Source organism: Arthrobacter sp. MMS24-T111, assembly GCF_054888995.1.
In genome coordinates this window covers 378,216-396,743 of sequence record NZ_JBTZRO010000001.1, presented here as the reverse complement: position 1 = coordinate 396,743, position 18,528 = coordinate 378,216, and the positions used below count along the sequence as shown (strand labels likewise).

The window sequence follows — 18,528 nt, the reverse complement described above, 5'->3', positions numbered from 1 at the left end:
CAACTGCCCGCGATGCGGGTTTCATGGGATTGTCCGCTTTCAGCCTTTCAGCATTTGGAGGACCCAGCATGCGCGCAACCATCATGCACGCCCCCGGAGACGTCCGCGTCGAGGACCGTGACAAGCCAGCCGTCCAGCGGCCCACGGACGCAGTCATCAAGCTCGTTGCCGCCTGCGTGTGCGGGTCCGATTTGTGGCCCTACCGGGGCGCCGACAAGCTGGCCCGGCCGCAGCCCATGGGCCACGAGTACGTGGGCATCGTCGAAGAAATCGGCGCCGACGTGAAGAACGTCCAACCGGGCCAATTCGTCGTGGGGTCCTTCTTCGCCTCGGACAACACCTGTGAGATCTGCCGTTCCGGCTACCAAAGCGGCTGCGTCCACCGCCAGGGCGTGGGCGGCGCCCAGGCCGAATACCTGCGCGTCCCGCTGGCGGACGGCACCCTGGTGGCTACCCCGGAAATGCCCGACGACGCACACATTCCATCCTTGCTTGCCGCCTCCGATGTGCTGGGCACCGGATGGTTCGCCGCCAAGGCAGCCGAGGTGGGCCCTGGCAAGACTGTAGCGGTCGTGGGCGACGGCGCGGTGGGGCTCTTGGGGATCCTGGCAGCCAAGCAGATGGGCGCCGGGAAGATCATCGCCATGTCCAGGCATGCGGACCGGCAGGCACTGGCCCGCGAGTTCGGTGCCACCGACATTGTCGAAGAACGTGGTGACGCTGGCGTGAAAAAGATCAAGGAACTCACGGGCGGGCTCGGCGCACACTCGGTTATCGAGGCCGTGGGCACCCAGGAATCGATGCTGCAGGCCATCCACGCCACCCGCGCCGGAGGCCACGTAGGGTTCGTGGGCGTCTCCCATGATGTGGCGCTGCCCGGCCGGGACCTCTTCTACTCGCACGTCCACCTGCACGGCGGCCCTGCCCCGGTCAGGCAGTACCTGCCCGAGCTGATCGACCTGATCCTCCGCGGCGAGATCAATCCCGGCAAGGTGTTTGACCTTGAACTTCCCCTGGAACAGGCAGCGGAGGCGTACAAGGCCATGGACGAACGCCGGGCCATCAAGGTGCTCCTGCGCCCGTGACCACGGTCCTGCCCCCGACTGGAGGCCGTCGAGGGTAGGACTCCCAAGACCAGTTACAACAGGGCCACCCTGGCCGCCTCAACACACAGGGTTTCACCAGGGAAGCCCTTGTAGCATCGAGTTATCCCCCAACAGATCAGAGGAGAACCATGACTACCGTCAAGGCTTATGCATCCCCGTCCGCAACGGAGGACCTGGTGGCCACCACCATTGAACGCCGCGAGGTGGGTCCGCACGATGTCATGATCGAAATCAAGTTCGCCGGCATCTGCCACTCGGACATCCACACCGTCCGCGGCGACTGGGGCCCGCAGCAGTACCCGCTGGTCCCCGGCCACGAAATCGCCGGCATCGTCACCGAGGTTGGCTCGGCCGTCACCAAGCACGCCGTGGGCGACCGCGTGGGTGTTGGCTGCATGGTCAACTCCTGCAAGGAGTGCGTCAACTGCCAGAAGGGCGAGGAGCAGTACTGCCTCAAGGGCAACGTGGGCACCTACGGCGCCGTTGACCGCGATGGCACCATCACCCAGGGCGGCTACTCCACCCACGTCGTGGTCACCGAGGACTTCGTGGTGACCATCCCTGAGGGCATCGACCTCGACGTTGCCGCGCCGCTGCTGTGCGCAGGCATCACCACCTACTCGCCCCTGCGCCACTGGGGTGCCGGCCCCGGCAAGAACGTTGCCGTCGTCGGCCTCGGCGGGCTGGGCCACATGGCCGTCAAGCTCGCCCACGCCATGGGCGCCGAAGTGACCGTCCTGTCGCAGTCGCTGAAGAAGCAGGAAGACGGCCTGAAGCTGGGCGCCGACCACTACTACGCGACCAGCGACGAGAACACCTTCTCCGAGCTCGCCGGATCCTTCGACCTGATCATCAACACGGTCAGTGCCTCGATCGACATCAGCTCCTACCTGGGCCTCCTGAAGCTGGACGGCGCGCTGGTGAACGTCGGTGCCCCGGCCGAGCCGCTTCCCGTCAACGCCTTCGCACTGATCGGCGGGCGCCGCTCCTTCGCCGGTTCCATGATCGGCGGCATCCGTGAAACCCAGGAGATGCTCAACTTCTGCGCCGAGCACCACCTGGGCGCCGAGATCGAGGTCATCCCGGCCGAGAAGATCAACGAGGCCTACGAGCGCGTCCTCGCCTCGGATGTCCGGTACCGGTTCGTGATCGATACCGCCACCCTCTAAGGCACCACCACGTGCGGCGGGCCGGCTCCGAAAGGGGCCGGCCCGCCGTCGTGCTTAACCCGTGGGTGAAGGACGACGCCGGACCGGCCTCACGGCGCGAGGCTTCGCAGGATCGACGCGGCCGGGCCCGCCATGGTGGTCCGGTAGTTGATGCCTGCCCAGAGGTTCAGCCCTTCCGGATCCCCCGCGGCTGCCGCCGCGGCACGCAGGGGAGTGGTGAGGTGGTGGATTTCCGGGTACCCGTAGGGGGCATCGGCGTCGTGGCGGCCCATGAACGCGTTGTACAGCCCGCGGGCATTGCGGCCGGAAAACGCACGGGTAACGGCGGTGGTGGTGAAATGCTCCGGGGACGCCAGTGCCGCCCGGTGCGCCGGCTTGGTTCCGGCTTCGTCGGCGCGGAGGAAAGCCGTGCCGGCCTGGACTGCTGCTGCACCGATGCTGAGGGCGGCCCGCGTTTCGTCCGCAGTGGTGATCCCGCCGGCCGCGACCAGGGGCACGTCGAGGTCGGACAGCTCCTCGAGGATCCCGTGCAGGGGCACCTCCGGCGGGGCGCCGGCGGAGTCGAAGGTGCCGCGGTGGCCGCCGGCCTCGGGCCCTTGGACGCAGAGGGCATCCGCACCCCGGGTAAGTGCCTGGAGTGCCTCGTCCCGGCCGGTCACCGTGGCCATGACGTACACGCCGCGTTTCTTCAGGGATTCCACAACGTCTGCACCGGGAAAATCGAAGGTAAAGGACACCACCGCCGGTGCCAGGTCCAGCAGGACCTCGAGCTTCCTGTCCCAGCCGTCATCGTCGTGCCGTGGATCCCCCAGTTCGACGCCGAAGCGTTCGGCGTCGGGGGCGAGCGAGGCGGCATAGCGCTGCAGGGCGTCGGGAGTGATGACGGAGGGCTGGGGGACAAAGAGGTTGACACCGAAGGGTGCGCCCGTGTGTTCCCTGACGGCTTCAATGTCGGCGCGCATCGCGTCCGCCGTCTTATAGCCGGCGGCCAGGAAACCCAGGCCGCCGCCGGCGCTGACCGCAACCGCCAGCTCCGGAGTGGACGGCCCGCCCGCCATGGGCGCCTGGATGACGGGCAGTTCCAGGGACCTGGGACTGAACCGACGTGGTTTCCGCTCGCTGTTCAACTCATGCCTCCCGGGCCGGCTGCGCCTACCTGACGAATGCTACGCCGGTCCTGCTCCGGCACGAAGCGGCGGGGATGGAGCCGCCGGTATGGAGCCGCCGGTATGGACCGGCCGTGACAGGGCCGGGGCGTGCGGGGGAACGTCCCTAGGCGTCGTGGCTTCCTGCCGCCACCGGGCCTGCGGGCGCAATCCGCGCCACCGTGACCTTCACGGAAACGTCCGCCGGGGCAAAGTGCTTCCGGACCGCGGCGGCAACACCACGGACCACATCCGGGGTACGGGCCTCCGAGCTGACGCCTACCCGCACGGTCACCTCGGTGCGGCCGTCCTGGTCACGGACGTCCACGAGGGCGTCGTTTTCCGGCTCCGCGGCCCGCGGGTTCAGTACGGACGCGGCCCGGGCCGGCAGGCGCTGCCACAGGCTCCGTGCGGGAAATACTTCCGTGACGCCGTCGACCGACATGACGACGTTCTTCAATGGTGTGGTCACTGTTCCTCCCGGGGGGCGTCGATGACGTCGGTGATGGTGATGTCGATGGCCGCAATGGTCAATTCCGTGTGCCTGGCCAGCGCCTCGGCCAGATCCTGCCGCAGCGATGCCGCACTGTCCATGAGGTGTTGGCCGAACAGCACGGCGAGGTCCACACGGACCGTCACCGGCTCTCCGGGGAGGGTGACGTCGCCGTCGAGCTTTACGCGTCCGGCTACTGTCCCTGGCAGGTTGTCAGCCACGGACCGGACCAGCGCAAGCACGGCCCCTTCCGTTTCGGACAGCGTGTCGGCGGAGTCGTCGGACCGCAGCGGGATGGTCCTGCCGGGCCGCAGTTCCAAGGCCAGGTTCGCCAGGATGTCCTTCATCCACTCGTCCGTGCCACTGCCGGCCGCGGCAACGTCGCTGGCAAAGAGCTCGTTGCCGGCGGCGGAAAGCCGGCGGAGGGAGTCGAGCCCGTTGCGGCATTCCGGGCAGGATTCCAGGTGGTGCGGGTCGGCGAATTCACCCGTGTCCAGGTAGATGCTGAGTTCCTCAAGTGTGTGGCCGCACTCGAATGTGTCGTGGGGCATGCTCATCGCCAATCCTCCATTTCGCGGACCAAGGCAGTCCTGGCACGGGCAAGCCGCCCGGACACTGGCTGGGCTGATGTTCAGGGTTTGCGCAATTTCTTCGTAGCTCTGTCCGTTGATCTCTTTCAGGATCCAGCAGCGCCGCTGCTCTTCGGGCAGGGTGGCCAGGGCCGCCTTCAGCGATTCGATGCCGGCGCCGGCCACCGCTGCCGTCTCGGGCCCGGCTCCGGGCGAGACAGTGTCCGGCGGCGCGTCGTCCTCCCCGCCGGCCAGGCTGGTGTGGTTCCTGCGGCGGCGCAGCAAATCGATGCTCCGGCTGCCGGTCAGCCGCAGCAGCCACCCTTTGACGGCCGCCGGGTCGCGCAGGGTGTCCAGTTGCTTCCACGCTTGGACCAGCGCTTCCTGCACGGCGTCGTCGGCGTCCGCGTAGGAACCTGTCAGCCTGCGCGCGGAGGCCCGCATGTGTGGGCCGTAGCGCCGGGCGAGGGCTTCAAAGGCCGCCGTGTCGCCGTCGGCGGCCCTGCCCACTAAAATGGCATCGGGGACCAGGTCCAACTGGTCCCGCATCAAGGGTGAACCTGTCACCGAACCCTGCTTTCACTATCGGCGCGAACGCCGGACGCGCGGCAGGCAGGTCCGCGGACCGCCGTGGCGGTGCCGCGGGCCTGCAGCTGGGATTGGCTAGTCTTTGCGGAAACCTTCTTTGACCTTGGCTGCAGCGTCCTTGAGGTTGCTGCCGATGCCCTTGGCTGCGTCCTTGACCTTTTCGCCGGCTTTCTGGAGTTTCGCCTGCGCCTGGTCCCGCTGGCCTTCGCGTTCCAGTTCCTCGTTGCCGGTCAGCTTGCCGGCACCTTCCTTGGCGGCGCCGAGGTGGTTGGTTGCCGCGTTGTTGAGCTTGTCGTCGAGTCCCATGATGGTGTGCCTTTCTGTCGTGTTCGGTTTCCTGCTAGCCCGCGCGCATTCCCCGGGCCAGTTTGGTCCTGGTTCCAGTTCCTATTCGGACCAGGACGTCATTGCGATGGCCCAGCAGCGCATCGATGGCGCTGACCAGGTCCTCGGCCACGTCTGCCACCTCCCGCGGCGAAGCGCCGCGGCGTGCCTGCAGGGTCAGGCGCAGGGAGGTGCGCGCGGTGTTTTTCGAGCCGCGCCGGCGCCAGGCGGTCAGGGAGCTCCCGACGACGGCCCGGTTACCTTCCAGCGCCGCCTCCACGGCTGCCGCCAGGTAGGAAATCTCTACCGCCGTGTCGCCCAGTTCCGCGTCATCCTGCCGCGCCGCGGTCCTGGTCCGGCCACCGCCCTGGCGGGCCAGCCAGAGAATGGCGATGAGGGCCCCGAGCAGCAACACCGCCGGCGCTGCCAAAGACCACCAGCTGCCCACCGGTTCCGGCGACGGCGCGGTGTCCCGCAGGGCCTGCCACGCCGTCAAGGCGCTGCCGGCTGCGGCGCTCCAGCCCGTGCGTACGTCCGCGTTCAGTCCGGCGGCCGCCGCCAGGATTCCAGCGCTGATCAGGATCACTCCGGCAAGCGCCAGGAAGGTCCGGTTCATTGCCCTGTTCGTGTTGTTCATTGTCCTACTGCCCCTTCCGCGGCAATGGTCACCTCCGCTGCCAGGTTCCTGGCCAGCCGGCAGGAAGCGACTTCCCGGGCTGCCGCTTCGGTGAGCACTTCCCGGTCAACGGGCTGGCCCGACGTCGGCCGGACCGACACGTGCGCGCGGCGCCGTCCCACCGTTGTGCTCACCTGCTCCGGCGCCAGGTTGGCGGCCAGGCGCACTTGGCGTGAAACGGCGGCGGCAATGGCCTCGTCATCCACCACCAGCGCCAGCCGTTCGCTGTGCATGGCCCGCCGGCCCCGGCGGCCACCCTTGACGGCAGCCACGAGAAGCGCGGCGCCGAGTACCGCCGCCGCGGCGCCGGCTGCTGTCATTACGGCCGGTTGCACCGCCTGGGGCAGGTCCCTTACGGCAGTCGCCATGGCATCAGGGCTGGCCACGAGCGGGCCGCGGCCCAGGAGCGCGAGGACGCACTCGGCCCCCAGCCACAGGAAACCGGCGAGCAGCAGCACGGCCGTGGCCACGGACAGTCCGGTGCGCGATGAGTGCGTCTCCCGCCGGAGCATCCGCTTTTGCATGCGGCCCTGGTTCATGGCTGCCTCCCTTCCTGTTTCTGTGCCCGGTCCGTGCGGGCTTCCTTGGCCGCCCGTGGTGCCGCGGTAAGCCGGATGTTGACCCGGCCAATGTCCATCCCGGTGATCCGCCGCCCGGCGAAGGCGATCCTCAGCCGGGCAATGTTTGCCTGCTCGAAGGTTGAGTTTTGCTCCCTTCCCCCGGGGCCGAGGCCAAGAGCGGGGGAACAGGGAGCCGCATCTGGAGGTCGACCCCGAGTTTTCCGGCATCGTCCCGGAGGGCGGCGGAAGCGTCATCCCGCGGGACGCCGTACGCGCCGGCTGCCACGGCTTCCAAGGTGTGCCGCAGGGCAGCCGGGGCGATCCGGGTATGGCCCCGGCGGGTCACGACGACGAGCGCCGGCCGCGCAGGGCGTCCAGCACGGCGCCGAGGTCCAGTTGCCCCTCGGCCGCCCGGCCCAGGACCGCGCCGATGGCCATGAAGATGGCCGTCAGCAGGAAGCCCCAGAAACCGAAGGCGAGGGCGGCCAGGGCCAGCACGGCCCCTGCGGCCGTGCCGGCGACGACGGGGGTCATGCGACCCTCGGTTCGCGCTCGGCGTCATCCGCGTCATCGCCTTCGGACGGGACGTGGATATCGGTGATGGTGATGTTGACCTCGGTGACTTCCATGCCCACGAGGTCTTCCACTGCCGTGTAGACGGCATCGCGGGCCCGGTCCGCCACCTGCTGCAGGGGGTGCGGGTACTCGACCACCAAGGTGACATCCACGGCCACCTGGGTCTGGCCGACCTCCACGCTGACGCCCTGGGTGAGGTCCTTCTGGCCCACCTTCTCGCGGAGGGTGCCAATGGCGCGGGCTGCCCCACCGCCCAGCGCGTACACGCCATCAATCTCCTGGATGGCGATGCCGGCGATTTTTGCCACCACGCCGTCGGCCACCGTGGTGCGTCCGCGGCCGTCCGCGCCATTGGCGGGGGACAGTTCATGGCCGGGTGCGGTGGCTGCCTTCTTCTGCTGGACTGCTGCGGGGTTCTGCGCCTGGGTAGTCATTGCGTCACTCCTTGTTTGCTCTGGAATAGGGTTCCAAGGGCGCGTTCTGCGCCTTCACAAGTAAGGACGGGGCCAGGGCGGAAAACGTCACGCGGTTTTTGGTGTGACCCTTGTCACACCTGACTGAAGGCGTGAAAAAGGGGAGTGGGCGGCGATGGGAGGTCCCGTCGTCGTCCACTCCCCGCGGGGTGCTGTTTAGGCGGCCGCGAGGGCCGCTTCGTCGCCTCGGACGCTCAGCGTGAAGGTGTTGGGTCCGCTGCACGTGACGGCGATGCGGCAGGTGGTGGTGTTGTGCCGGGCGGAAAGGTCCGTGACCGCGGAATCAAGGGTCTCGTGGAAAGAGGCCCGGTCCCAGATCTTCAGCGTCACGGATTTGGCAGCGTTAAACGTCATTGTTCAGTACTTTCCTTCGTCAGTGCGGCCCCCTTCGGGCCGCTGGAGTGGCCTGTCCACGCTTCGGGGATCGGTGGCCTGCGCTCACCGGTGGGCCTCGTTGCGTCACCAGGATTTCGGGGCGGAGCTTGCCCGCCCTTCATATCCATAGTGCCCAAGCCGGAACGGCGCCCGGAACCAAAAAGCGCTTTGTTGCGGGTGTTTTTCGTCACGTTCGAGCCAGGGGCGCGGCCCTTGTCCTTCGACATGCGACTCTTCCGGAGGGTGGGGCAACCGTAGGATAAAGCCATGCTGAATCCTGTCGATAACGAGACCGTTCATCACCTGCAGGAGATCCTGGTGGGCGCGGGCAATGCCGTGGAATTCCTGTCCGGCCTGTCCGGCTTGGCGGCAGAGGCAGTATCTGACGCCGCCGGGTCCGAGATTGAGTGCGCCGTCACCCTCCAGCTCCGCCGGCGTCCATCCACTGCGGCGGCAAGCAGCGCCCGTGCACTGGAACTGGACCAGGTTGAACAAATGTTGGGCGACGGCCCCTGCCTCCGGGCCCTCCGGGACATGGCCCCGGTGCTGATTGACGACGTCGCGCAGGATTCGCGGTGGAAGGCTTACAACCAGGAACTGGTCAAACGCAACGTCCACAGCACCCTCGGTGTGCCGCTGGAAATCACCAGCGATGCCGGAGCTGCCCTGAATTTCTTCGCCACCCGGCCCGGCCTTTTCACGGCGGACGTCTATGACAAGGCGGCGGGTTTCGCGGCCGCAGCCCACAATACCCTGCACCTCTCGGTGCGCATCGATACCGCCCGGAACCGCGCGGACGACTTGGAAGCTGCCCTTGAGAGCAGGACCGCCATCAACCTTGCCTGCGGGGTGATCATGGCGCAAAACCGCTGCTCCCAGCAGGAAGCGATGGATATCCTCACCAAGGTCTCCAGCAACCGCAACCGGAAACTCCGGGATGTCGCCAAGGAGCTCATCGAGCAGTTGACCGGCAACGGCGTCAGGACCCACTTCGACGCCTAGAAGCGCAGGCCCTGCCGGCGTCCATGGGCATTCAGGAACCCATTGACACCTGCATGCCGGCGGACTAACGTACAACCAAATGGTTGTAGATCAGCTCCGCGAGTCCGAACTTGACCGGCTCTTCCAGGCGTTCGCCGATCCCACCCGGCGTGACATCGTCCGCCGGGTCACGGGGGGCGAGTACACCGTGTCCGGGCTCGCGGACTTCTACGCCATGAGTTTCGCCGCCGTCCAAAAGCATGTGGCGGTGCTGGAACGCGCATCGCTTGTCACGAAGGAAAAACGCGGAAGGGAACAGGTCGTCCGGGGCAGCCACGAAGGGCTTCAGGAAGCCCGGCGGCTGCTCGAGGAATACGAACAGATCTGGCGGCAGCGGGCCGCCAGGATGGCAGACATTCTTGCTGAAGGTTAGGAAGGCACGGCCATGACAGTCATCAGTACGGACAAGAATCCCGAGGCGCTCTCCCTCACGCTGGTCGCCGAGTTCGACGCCGGCGTCGAACGCGTCTGGCAGCTCTGGGAAGACCCCCGCCAGCTCGAGCGTTGGTGGGGACCACCCACCTGGCCGGCTACGTTCCACCGGCACGACTTCGTCCCCGGCGGGCGCGCCAACTACTACATGACCGGCCCGGAAGGTGAGAAGGCCCATGGCTGGTGGAAGTTCACGGCCATCGAGGCTCCCCGGGAGCTTCAGTTCGACGACGGGTTCGCGGACAGCGCCGGAAACCCCACGGGTGACTTGGGCGTCACCCACGCGACGGTCACGCTTGAGCCGTTGGGGGAGCGGACGCGCATGACCATCCACTCCGCGTTCGAATCCGAGGAGCAGCTGGAGCAGATGGTTGCCATGGGTATGGAGGAAGGGATGACGCTGGCCGCCGGCCAGATAGACGGCATCCTCGCAGAGCACGCCACCACCTGAACCCGGCAACCGGCAGCAACCTTGCGGCGGCCCCAGGTGGGCGTACGACGGCGGGACGTCCCGCCGTCGTACGCCCACCTGGGGCGTTGAACGCACAAGCCGGCGCCGCAATACTGGAAAGCGGACCAACCTGATGTGAGGCGGTGGCGGCAATGAGTGGCGGGTCAGCGGGGTTCCGGCGGCGGCTGGAGCGGGCGGCCGAGGTGCGTTCATACCGCGGCGCGGGCATCAGCGCCGAGGAAGAAGCCGCGTTGGACGCCCTGGACGCCCGGGAGCGAGACAAACGCCGGAAAGTCAGCGACGCCGCACGCGCGGAGTACCTGGTCCGCGATGCCATGGCACAGGGCAAATTCGACAACCTCAAGTACGCCGGCAAACCGATCCCAGGCCTAGGCGATTCCTATGATCCGGACTGGTGGGTCAAGGGGCTGATCCAGCGGGAGAATATCAGCGGCCTGGGGCCGGCCGCCATTCTGCTCCGCGCTGAGGACGCCCAGCTCGATGCAACGCTCGACGCCCTGTCCACCGAGCAGCAGGTCCGGGACCTCCTGCAGGACTTCAACCGGCGGGTTGTCGATGCGCGCCGGCAATTGCAGGGCGGTCCGCCCGTCATCACGAAGACACGGGACGTGGAAGTGGAGCTGGACAGCTGGCGGAGCCGCCGGGCAGCGCGCGTCGTGGAAGTTCCCGCGGAGCCGGAGCCCGCGCGTTCCTGGTGGCAGCGGCTGTGGAAAGGGCCTGGCCGCAGCTAGCGCTTTGACGGCGCAATCCGTTCGCGCGCCGCTCGCTTCGTTGTCAGGGCTTCGGAGTCGGATTTGGGCCGATCATCGATGCGGGCGGCGGCGCGAACGGTGCCGCGGGATACAGGGCCGCCACCTTGAGCATGTAGTTGGCCCACTGCGGCCCGGCAATCATGTAACCGTCCAGGCTGGGATAGAACGTGCCGTTGATGGTGACGTTCTGCCCGGCCCGCTTCTGGCCTCCCAGGGCATCCCCGAAGAAGGACGCGGTAACCAGTCCGGTGGTGTAGCCCACCACCCAGGTGGAGCCGTTGTTGTTCGACGTTCCGGTCTTGGCCGCTGTGGGGAACTTGTCCTGCACCTTCGGGTTGATCCATACACCTGATCCCCGCTTCAAGACGTCCTGCAGCACCGAGTTCACACCGCGGGCCACATCCGGCTTGACGGCGTCACGGCAGTCCGGGGCCGGTATGGGAAGTTTCGCGCCCGCGGCATCAGTGACCTCCACCAGGCCGATGGGTGTGCAGTAGCGGCCCTCGGTGGCGAAGGTGGCAAAAGCGTTCGCAAGGGTCAGGGGCGCGACTCCGGTGCCGCCCAGCAGGTTGCCCAGCTGGTGCATGTTGACCGGCGTGCCGTCCAGTCCGCTGTGGAGGCCCACCGAGTCCACCATCTTCTGGATGCCACAGAAATCGAGCTGTGCTGCCGAGGCGAACGTAGCGGTATTGATCGAGTTGTAGAGGCCGTAATTAACGGGCATTGGCCGGTAAAAGCCGTCTTCGGCATTCTGCAGGTCGTCGGCCGCGCCAAGCGCGGGATTGTCCTGGGCTGTGTCATAGGCGCCGAGCACTTTGCCGCAGCTGTCCTTCCACGGGAAGTCGAGAGGATAGACCCGGCGTGACGCGTCCACCACCGCGGTTAGGGCCTTGCCCTCGTTCAGCCACTCGGCAAATGTGAACGGCTTCATGGTCGATCCCGGCTGGAACCCGCCCGCCCCGTTGAGGTCGTTGCCCTGCGCGTCCTTGGCGTCCACGTTGAAATTCAGGTTCGTGTCGAACTTGCCGGGTTGTGGAAGGAACACCGTGTTCTGGGTCATCGCCAGGATCTTGCCACTGCCGGGCTGGATGCTCACCAGGGACGCGGCCCAGCGGTCCGGGTTGGCGCCTGCCGTCCCGTCCACCTGTGACTGGGCAGCGGCTTGGAGCCTGCTGTCCAGGGTGGTCACGATCGTGAGTCCGCCCCGGTACAGCCGCCGCTCGCGCTCGGCCTCGCTCTGCCCGAACGCGGGATTGTTCAGGATCAGGTGGGAAATGTAATCGCAGAAGTACGGCGCCATGGCGGCATTGGCGCATCCCTGTTCCTGGGGCGTGATCTTCAATTCGACGGGAGTGGCCACGGCCTCGTCATGCTGGGCCCGGGTGATCTTGCCCAGGCGCAGCATTTCGGACAGGACCTGGTTCCGGCGCACTGCCGAGTTGTCCGGATGGGCGGCCGGATTGTAGAACGTAGGGCTGTTCACCAGCCCGGCCAGCAGGGCTGCCTGCGGCAGGGTAAGGTCCTTGGCCGTGGTGCTGAAGAAGTAGCGGGCCGCCGCCTCGATCCCGTAGGCGTTGCTGCTGAAGAAGACGATGTTCAGGTAGCCCTCAAGGATCTGGTTCTTGGTGTACTTCTTCTCAAGGGCGATGGCCAGCTTCATCTCCCGCAGCTTGTCACCGAGGTTCTTCTGCCCGCTCAGGACCGCCGCATCCGGCCTGTCCTGGGAAAGCTGCGCTTCATTGAGGACATTCGTGACGTACTGCTGGGTGATGGTTGACGCCCCTTGCTCGCCGCCTTTGGTCAGGTTGGAAAACAGTGCGCGGAGGATGCCCTGCGGATCCACCCCGGCATGCTCGTAGAACCTGCTGTCCTCGATCGAAATAATGGCGTCCCTGATGAAGGGCGACATCTGGTCCAGCGGCACCCGAACGCGGTTCTCCGCATAGAGGGTCGCGATCGGCTGGCCGTCGGCCGTCAGGACCTTGGTGGCTTGCGACGGCGGCTGCACCGTCAGTTCCGCCGGCAGGCTGTCAAAGAATCCAATGGACGAGCTGACGCCGAGGCCCGCGGCTGCCACCGCCGGAACCACCAGGCTGGCAGCCAGTACGCCGCACAGGATGCTGGCTGCAAAGAACCCCGCGAGCCGCCCCATGGCTGCGCCGAATCCATGCCTGCGCTTGCGCTTCTTCGCCATTCCTCAGCCCTCGTGCTCCAAGGTGTGAACAGGATACGCCGCCGGCCAACGGCGTAACAGGGGCCTGAAGGTCAGGATTTGGTCACGCCAAAGGTCTTGACCAGCGATAGTTAACGACATATCGTTAACTATCGCTGAAGCAATCAGCGAGATATCTGAAGTGAAAGGACGATGCCGCTATGAAAGGCATATTCGACGACAAGCACTCGGGCCCGGAATTCGCCAAAGGCCGCTTCGAACGGGGGAGGGCCCACAGGGGTCCGCACGGGCACCGCGGGCCTGGGTTTGGGCCCGGCTTTGGGCCTGGGTTTGGGCCCGGTTTTGGGCCGGGATTTGGTCCTGGGTTCGGTCCCGGTTTTGGCCGCGGCGGCCGGCGGGCCAGCCGGGGGGATGTCCGCGCGGCCATCCTCTCCCTCTTGGCCGAGGCGCCATCCAACGGTTACGGGCTGATCAAGACCATTGCCACGAAGACCGGTGGCATGTGGCGGCCCAGCCCCGGATCGATCTACCCCACCCTCCAGCAACTGGTGGACGAAGGGCTGATCGAGGCGCTCAGCGAGGGCCGGGGAACAGAATTCGCACTCACCGACGCGGGCAGGGCCTATGTGGCAGAGCATGCAGAGGAGATGGAAAACGCCTGGAATGCAGAGCCTGACAGCGCGGACCGGGACTTCCACGAGAGCATTGGGAAGCTGATGGGTGCCATCCATCAATTCCGTGCCGGTGTGACCGGGGAACAGCGCGCTGCGGCTGTCGCAAAGATGGATGAAACGCGCCGGGCCCTCTACAAGATCCTTGCTGACTAGCAGCTCCGGGCGGTCCGGCCGGCAGGCACCGGCTCCGCCCGGACGCAGGACCCGGGAACGTTGTTCCCGGGTACAGAATCTACGCGAACGCGTCTTCCTTGGCGGGCACCTCAGTCTTGGCTGGTGCCGCGGCTTTGGCCGGGCCCGCGGCGGCGTGGGCGGCGTGGTGGGTCAGCATCTGGCCCAGGGCGCTGAAGCCCGAGCCCATTTCCCCGAAGGCGTAGGCCGTCTCCGCATGCTCGGACAGGTCCACGCCGGCGGTCTCAGCTTCACGGCTGACACGGAATCCGACCGTCTTGTTGATGACCAGGCCAATGATTGCCGTCCCGATTCCGGAGAGCAGCAGGGTGATGACGACGGCGGCCCCCTGGGCCACCAGCTGCTGGATGCCACCGCCGTAGAAGAGCCCGCCTCCTTGGCCGTTTACGGGCAGGGCAATGAATCCCAGCGCCAGGGTGCCGATGAGGCCCGCGCCCAGGTGGACTCCCACCACGTCCAGGGAGTCATCGAGTCCAAAGCGGTACTTGAGGTCCACGAATACGCAGCAGGCAACCCCGGCAACCAGGCCCAGGCCGACGGCCGCCAGCGGGCTGATGTTCGCACAGGACGGCGTGATGGCGACCAGGCCGGCAACCACGCCGGAGGCGGCACCCAGGGAGGTCGGGTGCCCGTGGCGGACCTTTTCGGTCACCAGCCAGCTCAGCATCGCCGCGGCGGGGGCTATCAGGGTGTTGACCCAGATCAGCCCGGCCTGCTCCACGCTGGTTGCGGCGCCGCCATTGAAGCCAAACCAGCCGAACCACAGGATGGCTGCGCCCAGCATGATGAACGGGATGTTGTGCGGGCGGTGGTTGGGGTCCTTCGCGAAGCCGTGCCGCTGGCCAACGATGATGGCGAGCACCAGTGCGGCCGTGCCGGAGCTGATTTCCACCACCGCGCCGCCGGCGAAGTCGATGACCTGGCCGAAGATTGCCGTGACGGCGCCGCCTGCACTCATCAGGCCGCCGCCCCAGATCATGTAGGCGAGGGGGCAGTAGACCACCGTGATCCAGACGGGCACGAAGAGGGCCCAGGCACTGAATTTGGCGCGGTCGGCGATGGCACCGCTGATCAAGGCCACGGTGATGATGGCGAAAGTGGCGCTGTACCCGGCCTTGAGCAGGTCCGGGGACCCGATGAGGTTCTGCAGGCCGAAGCTGGTGACGGGATTGCCGAAGATTCCCAGCACGCCGTCGCCGGTGGACATGGAGTAACCCCATAGGACCCAGACCACGCCGACGATGCCGGCAGAGATGAAGCTCATCATGATCATGTTCAGGGCGGCCTTGGCACGGGTCATGCCGCCGTAGAAGAGGCCAAGGCCAGGAGTCATCAGCAGTACCATCGCGGCTGAAATCATCAGCCAGACGTGTTGGGCAGTGATTTCCACTGGTGGGTCCCTTCGCAGCGTGAACGTTGTGCGGGGCCCTTTTGGCCCCGTGGCATTTCCCCCGCGGTCTATTTTTCGTGCCGCGTGTTTCAGCCAATGCCGCCTAAAGTTGCGGCTGCGTTACACAAATCGCTCCTGCGTGAAGTTCACGTATCAGCCATGTTTCAGGAATGTAAACGCGCTCCCACCGCGACGGGTCATACTGTCGCCGGACCCCGCGATTCTATGGAATTCGCGGGGTTTCCGGCTGCTCCAAGGGTGAGAACCCGCCGTCGTGCGTCCGTTCGCCTAATGTTTCGGCGCCGTGAACGGCGATCCGCCCGTTCAGAAGGTGCGGGCGTTGGCCAGGACCGGCAGGGTGGCGCGTACGGACTCCACGGACGCCGGATCGATGTCGACGACGGCGAGTTCAGGTTGTCCGCCGAGTGACACCAGGGCGGTACCCAGGGGAGTAACGACCGCGCTGTGCCCGATTCCGGTGGGCGCCGCACTTGCGGGGCCTGCGCCGATGGTTTCAGGATCACCCTGGCCGCACGCCACCACAAACGTGGTGCTGTCCAGCGCCCGGGCGCGCACCAGCAGGTCCCACTGCTCGGCTTTGCCCTCACCGGCTCCCCAGGACGCGCACACAATGTTGACGTGTGCTCCCGCGTTGGCGTTGGCCGTGAACAGGGCCGGGAAGCGGACGTCGTAGCAGGTGGCCAGGCCGAACACGGTGCCGTCGAGCTCGAACGTTACCGGCGCCTCCCCGGCGTCCACCGTCTTGGACTCGGTGAAGCCGAAGGCGTCAAAAAGGTGGACCTTGTCGTAGGACGCCTCCACGGCGGGGCCCGTGACCAGCAGCGTGTTGCGGACGCGGCCTTCCGCTCCAGGGGTGAACATCCCTGCCACGATGGTGATGTCCAGGTCCTTGGCGACACGGCGCACCTCGCCTGCCCACGGGCCGTCAAGTGGTTCGGCAATGTCTTTCAGCGAGTTTCCGAAGGCCCGCATTGCCGCCTCCGGAAAGACCACCAGCTGTGCGCCGGCGTTTTTCGCCTGGGCCGCATAGTCCCTGATGATGCCGAGGTTTGCTGTGGTGTCGGCGCCGCTGATGATTTGGGCGATGGCGATACGCATGGAAGATCTCCGATCTGTTGTATACATAATGTATGGTAAAAATTTCGGGTTCGGCCGCCTCGGGCCGCGAAAAGGCGTACGCCTACCTGCGCGAGAACGTCCTGACGGACCCGGAACTCCAAGGCCGTTTCCTCAACGAACAAGAACTTGCGGCGGACATCGGGGTGTCCCGCACTCCGGTCCGCGAGGCGCTGTTGCTTCTGGTCTCCGACGGTCTGGTGGAGCTCATTCCGCAACGGGGCGCCTACGTTCCCGTGGTCACCGGCCGGGAGATTTCCGAGCTGATGGAACTTCGCGGCGTGCTCGAAAGCCATGCGGCCAAGCTTGTCATTGACGAACACCGGGTGCCTGCCAGGCAAATGCAGGACACCCTCGAGCAGCAGGCGCAGATTCCGAACAACAATGAACCGGACGATGCCCGCGAATTCATCCGCCTGGACACGCTCTTCCATCAGCAGCTCATCGACGCCGCCGGAAACGAACTCATTTCCCGAACGTACAGCAAGCTCCATGTGCGGCAGGTCCTGGTGGGCGTTGCCGCGCTGTTCCGCACCGGAGGCAGGCGCCAGGCGGTGTGCGCCGAACACCAGGACATCCTCGATGCCCTGGTGGCCGGCGATTCCACCCGTGCCAAGGAGGCTATCGACCATCACCTCGCCGTGACGCGGGACATCCTCCTGCGGAGCTGATCACCGGGCTTCGCCTGCTCCGGACACGCGGGCCGCTTCGCCGGCCGCCCGGGATTCGGCGCTGCCCTCCAGCAGCAGGCGGTAGTCTTGGTCCTCCACGGTGTTGCTGTCCCGGCCAAGGGCAAGTCCCACGAGAGTCACGGCCGCTGCGACCGCAACGTAAATGGCCACCGGAATCCAGGTGCCGAACTGCGACAGCAGCACGGTGAACAACAAGGGTGCGATGGCACCGCCGATGACGCCAGCGAACGTGTAGGCCAGTGAACTGCCCGTGGACCGCAGCCGGGGTGAGAACTGCTCCACGATGAAGGCGGCCTGCGGCCCGTACATAAAGGAGTGCGCCGCCAGGCCCAGGACGATGCCCACGATCAGCATCGGCTCATTGTTTCCGCCAAGGACGCCAAAGAAGACAAAGGTCCAGACGGCGCCGGCCACGGCGCCCACACCGTAGACCAGCCGCCGGTTGAAACGGTCCGAGACTGCGCCGGCCAGGGGAATCATGAACAGCTGGAAAGCCGAGCCCACCAGCACGGCGGTGAGCACCTGGTTGCGTTCGTAGCCGAGCGCCTGGATGCCATAGGTGAGGGTGAAGACGGTGAACAGCGCGTACAGCACGTCCGGGCCCACCCGGCACAGGATGGCGGCAACAAGCGGCCGCAGTTCCGTGCTGAACACTTCCCGGATAGGCGCGGCCGGCTGTTCGCCATGGGCTTCGATCGCCTTGAAGATGGGGGTGTCCTCCAGCTTGAGCCTGATCCACAGGCCGAAACCGACCAGCAGTGCGGACACCAGGAACGCGATGCGCCACCCAAAGCTGATGAACTGCTGCTCGGTGAGCATCAGGGTCAGGACCGCCAGCGCACCGTTGGCCAGCAGGTTCCCGGCGGGCGGACCCACCTGCGCGGCCGAGGCCCAAAAACCCCGCCGCTGCGGGTCGCCGTATTCGCTGGAGAGCAGCACTGCGCCGCCCCATTCACCGCCCACTCCCACGCCCTGGGCGAAGCGCAGGAGCACCAGGATGATCGGGGCGGCTATGCCAATGCTGTCGTAGCCCGGAAGGACACCGATCAGCACCGTTGCCACGCCGATGATCATCAGGGTGGCGACCAGGACCTTCTTGCGTCCGATCCGGTCGCCGAGCCGCCCGAAGACCACGCCGCCCACGGGCCGTGACACATAGCCGACCGCGTAGGTGGAGAAGGCGAGGATGGTGCCCGTCAGGGGATCGGAGGACGGAAAGAAAACGATGGGGAAGACGACGGCGGCCGCCGCGGAATAGACGGCGAAGTCGTACCACTCCAGGGCCGTGCCGGTCAGGCTCGCCGCAAAAGCCTTGACCAGGCCTTTGGGGCGGATTGGCGGGCCTGGCTGGGACGCTGCGTCCGCACCAGAAACCGGAGAATTGCTCATTGTGTCCTCCACGGTGGATTTTGAGGTGACGCCTGTCACGCTGGCGTTAAATGTATACATTACGCATACTGGATGTACATTGGCGACTGTTTCCGGTTTCCGGTTTGTTAATTTTCCCGCGGTGCACCGG

General features: G+C 66.4%; 21 protein-coding genes. 8 read left to right on the top strand and 13 right to left on the bottom strand.

The features are described from left to right. Positions 1–68: 68 nt before the first annotated feature. On the top strand, positions 69–1,085 hold the full coding sequence (locus ACX5I6_RS01815; protein WP_461839254.1) for a zinc-dependent alcohol dehydrogenase family protein: 1,017 nt from the start codon (positions 69–71) through the stop codon (positions 1,083–1,085). A gap of 149 nt (positions 1,086–1,234) precedes the next feature. Beyond that, on the top strand, positions 1,235–2,275 hold the full coding sequence (locus tag ACX5I6_RS01810; protein ID WP_018760997.1) for an NAD(P)-dependent alcohol dehydrogenase: 1,041 nt from the start codon (positions 1,235–1,237) through the stop codon (positions 2,273–2,275). 89 nt (positions 2,276–2,364) lie between these two features. On the opposite strand, the gene ACX5I6_RS01805 is transcribed toward ACX5I6_RS01810, so the two are convergent. The 9 genes from ACX5I6_RS01805 to ACX5I6_RS01765 all read right to left on the bottom strand — a co-directional run bounded on the left by ACX5I6_RS01805 (position 2,365) and on the right by ACX5I6_RS01765 (position 8,033). After that, complete coding sequence (locus tag ACX5I6_RS01805) at positions 2,365–3,402, bottom strand: nitronate monooxygenase (protein WP_133831752.1); 1,038 nt, start codon at positions 3,400–3,402, stop codon at positions 2,365–2,367. 145 nt (positions 3,403–3,547) lie between these two features. After that, positions 3,548–3,892, bottom strand: a complete 345-nt coding sequence (locus ACX5I6_RS01800) for a hypothetical protein (protein ID WP_461839253.1) — start codon at positions 3,890–3,892, stop codon at positions 3,548–3,550. Further along, entirely contained in the window at positions 3,889–5,049 is a 1,161-nt protein-coding gene (locus ACX5I6_RS01795) for an RNA polymerase sigma factor (RefSeq protein ID WP_461839252.1), read from the bottom strand. Before ACX5I6_RS01795 ends, ACX5I6_RS01800 begins: the two co-directional genes overlap by 4 nt. Positions 5,050–5,145: 96 nt before the next feature. After that, on the bottom strand, positions 5,146–5,376 hold the full coding sequence (locus tag ACX5I6_RS01790; protein WP_461839251.1) for a CsbD family protein: 231 nt from the start codon (positions 5,374–5,376) through the stop codon (positions 5,146–5,148). A 34-nt stretch (positions 5,377–5,410) separates the two neighbouring features. Continuing rightward, positions 5,411–6,031 (bottom strand): hypothetical protein, encoded by a 621-nt coding sequence (locus ACX5I6_RS01785; RefSeq protein ID WP_461839250.1) that lies wholly within the window; start codon positions 6,029–6,031, stop codon positions 5,411–5,413. Continuing rightward, positions 6,028–6,609, bottom strand: coding sequence for a hypothetical protein (locus tag ACX5I6_RS01780; RefSeq protein ID WP_461839249.1), 582 nt, complete (start codon positions 6,607–6,609; stop codon positions 6,028–6,030). The genes ACX5I6_RS01785 and ACX5I6_RS01780 overlap by 4 nt, the downstream gene beginning before the upstream one ends. A 363-nt stretch (positions 6,610–6,972) precedes the next feature. Continuing rightward, positions 6,973–7,164, bottom strand: coding sequence for a DUF2273 domain-containing protein (locus ACX5I6_RS01775; protein ID WP_133831746.1), 192 nt, complete (start codon positions 7,162–7,164; stop codon positions 6,973–6,975). Then, entirely contained in the window at positions 7,161–7,640 is a 480-nt protein-coding gene (locus ACX5I6_RS01770) for an Asp23/Gls24 family envelope stress response protein (protein ID WP_018761007.1), read from the bottom strand. Before ACX5I6_RS01770 ends, ACX5I6_RS01775 begins: the two co-directional genes overlap by 4 nt. A 195-nt stretch (positions 7,641–7,835) precedes the next feature. Beyond that, positions 7,836–8,033, bottom strand: a complete 198-nt coding sequence (locus ACX5I6_RS01765; protein ID WP_461839248.1) for a hypothetical protein — start codon at positions 8,031–8,033, stop codon at positions 7,836–7,838. 288 nt (positions 8,034–8,321) lie between these two features. On the opposite strand from ACX5I6_RS01765, the gene ACX5I6_RS01760 reads away from it, so the two are divergent. From ACX5I6_RS01760 to ACX5I6_RS01745, 4 genes are all read left to right on the top strand, one after another. Beyond that, on the top strand, positions 8,322–9,056 hold the full coding sequence (locus tag ACX5I6_RS01760) for a GAF and ANTAR domain-containing protein (RefSeq protein WP_461839247.1): 735 nt from the start codon (positions 8,322–8,324) through the stop codon (positions 9,054–9,056). 79 nt (positions 9,057–9,135) lie between these two features. Continuing rightward, on the top strand, positions 9,136–9,468 hold the full coding sequence (locus tag ACX5I6_RS01755; RefSeq protein ID WP_461839246.1) for an ArsR/SmtB family transcription factor: 333 nt from the start codon (positions 9,136–9,138) through the stop codon (positions 9,466–9,468). Positions 9,469–9,480: 12 nt separating this feature from the next. Then, positions 9,481–9,978, top strand: coding sequence for an SRPBCC family protein (locus ACX5I6_RS01750; RefSeq protein WP_461839245.1), 498 nt, complete (start codon positions 9,481–9,483; stop codon positions 9,976–9,978). A gap of 152 nt (positions 9,979–10,130) precedes the next feature. Then, positions 10,131–10,730: a DnaJ family domain-containing protein gene (locus ACX5I6_RS01745; protein WP_461839244.1), complete on the top strand. Its 600-nt coding sequence runs from the start codon at positions 10,131–10,133 to the stop codon at positions 10,728–10,730. A gap of 43 nt (positions 10,731–10,773) precedes the next feature. Here ACX5I6_RS01745 and ACX5I6_RS01740 read toward each other — a convergent pair whose 3' ends face one another. Then, positions 10,774–12,945, bottom strand: coding sequence for a transglycosylase domain-containing protein (locus tag ACX5I6_RS01740; protein WP_461839243.1), 2,172 nt, complete (start codon positions 12,943–12,945; stop codon positions 10,774–10,776). Between the two features lie 179 nt (positions 12,946–13,124). Here ACX5I6_RS01740 and ACX5I6_RS01735 point away from each other — a divergent pair, with 179 nt between their 5' ends. Beyond that, positions 13,125–13,751 (top strand): PadR family transcriptional regulator, encoded by a 627-nt coding sequence (locus ACX5I6_RS01735; protein WP_461839242.1) that lies wholly within the window; start codon positions 13,125–13,127, stop codon positions 13,749–13,751. A gap of 79 nt (positions 13,752–13,830) precedes the next feature. On the opposite strand, the gene ACX5I6_RS01730 is transcribed toward ACX5I6_RS01735, so the two are convergent. Both ACX5I6_RS01730 and ACX5I6_RS01725 read right to left on the bottom strand, forming a co-directional pair. Next, complete coding sequence (locus ACX5I6_RS01730) at positions 13,831–15,180, bottom strand: ammonium transporter (protein WP_461839241.1); 1,350 nt, start codon at positions 15,178–15,180, stop codon at positions 13,831–13,833. A 324-nt stretch (positions 15,181–15,504) separates the two neighbouring features. Then, positions 15,505–16,299 carry a carbon-nitrogen hydrolase family protein gene (locus ACX5I6_RS01725; RefSeq protein WP_461839240.1) on the bottom strand — a complete coding sequence of 265 codons (795 nt, stop codon included), beginning with the start codon at positions 16,297–16,299 and terminating at the stop codon, positions 15,505–15,507. A gap of 32 nt (positions 16,300–16,331) precedes the next feature. On the opposite strand from ACX5I6_RS01725, the gene ACX5I6_RS01720 reads away from it, so the two are divergent. After that, on the top strand, positions 16,332–16,988 hold the full coding sequence (locus tag ACX5I6_RS01720; RefSeq protein WP_285248421.1) for a GntR family transcriptional regulator: 657 nt from the start codon (positions 16,332–16,334) through the stop codon (positions 16,986–16,988). Here the strand turns inward: ACX5I6_RS01720 and ACX5I6_RS01715 are convergent, their stop codons facing one another. Continuing rightward, complete coding sequence (locus ACX5I6_RS01715) at positions 16,989–18,398, bottom strand: MFS transporter (RefSeq protein WP_461839239.1); 1,410 nt, start codon at positions 18,396–18,398, stop codon at positions 16,989–16,991. It lies immediately after the preceding gene. Between the last annotated feature and the right edge of the window lie 130 nt (positions 18,399–18,528).

Bases quoted from the DNA above. Each gene is read 5' to 3' on its own strand.
- ACX5I6_RS01815 (WP_461839254.1), top strand. From the start codon at position 69: ATGCGCGCAACCATCATGCACGCCCCCGGAGACGTCCGCGTCGAGGAC.
- ACX5I6_RS01810 (WP_018760997.1), top strand. From the start codon at position 1,235: ATGACTACCGTCAAGGCTTATGCATCCCCGTCCGCAACGGAGGACCTG.
- ACX5I6_RS01790 (WP_461839251.1), bottom strand. From the start codon at position 5,376: ATGGGACTCGACGACAAGCTCAACAACGCGGCAACCAACCACCTCGGC.
- ACX5I6_RS01785 (WP_461839250.1), bottom strand. From the start codon at position 6,031: ATGAACAACACGAACAGGGCAATGAACCGGACCTTCCTGGCGCTTGCC.
- ACX5I6_RS01780 (WP_461839249.1), bottom strand. From the start codon at position 6,609: ATGAACCAGGGCCGCATGCAAAAGCGGATGCTCCGGCGGGAGACGCAC.
- ACX5I6_RS01775 (WP_133831746.1), bottom strand. From the start codon at position 7,164: ATGACCCCCGTCGTCGCCGGCACGGCCGCAGGGGCCGTGCTGGCCCTG.
- ACX5I6_RS01770 (WP_018761007.1), bottom strand. From the start codon at position 7,640: ATGACTACCCAGGCGCAGAACCCCGCAGCAGTCCAGCAGAAGAAGGCA.
- ACX5I6_RS01765 (WP_461839248.1), bottom strand. From the start codon at position 8,033: ATGACGTTTAACGCTGCCAAATCCGTGACGCTGAAGATCTGGGACCGG.
- ACX5I6_RS01760 (WP_461839247.1), top strand. From the start codon at position 8,322: ATGCTGAATCCTGTCGATAACGAGACCGTTCATCACCTGCAGGAGATC.
- ACX5I6_RS01755 (WP_461839246.1), top strand. From the start codon at position 9,136: ATGGTTGTAGATCAGCTCCGCGAGTCCGAACTTGACCGGCTCTTCCAG.
- ACX5I6_RS01750 (WP_461839245.1), top strand. From the start codon at position 9,481: ATGACAGTCATCAGTACGGACAAGAATCCCGAGGCGCTCTCCCTCACG.
- ACX5I6_RS01745 (WP_461839244.1), top strand. From the start codon at position 10,131: ATGAGTGGCGGGTCAGCGGGGTTCCGGCGGCGGCTGGAGCGGGCGGCC.
- ACX5I6_RS01740 (WP_461839243.1), bottom strand. From the start codon at position 12,945: ATGGCGAAGAAGCGCAAGCGCAGGCATGGATTCGGCGCAGCCATGGGG.
- ACX5I6_RS01735 (WP_461839242.1), top strand. From the start codon at position 13,125: ATGAAAGGCATATTCGACGACAAGCACTCGGGCCCGGAATTCGCCAAA.
- ACX5I6_RS01725 (WP_461839240.1), bottom strand. From the start codon at position 16,299: ATGCGTATCGCCATCGCCCAAATCATCAGCGGCGCCGACACCACAGCA.
- ACX5I6_RS01720 (WP_285248421.1), top strand. From the start codon at position 16,332: ATGGTAAAAATTTCGGGTTCGGCCGCCTCGGGCCGCGAAAAGGCGTAC.
- ACX5I6_RS01715 (WP_461839239.1), bottom strand. From the start codon at position 18,398: ATGAGCAATTCTCCGGTTTCTGGTGCGGACGCAGCGTCCCAGCCAGGC.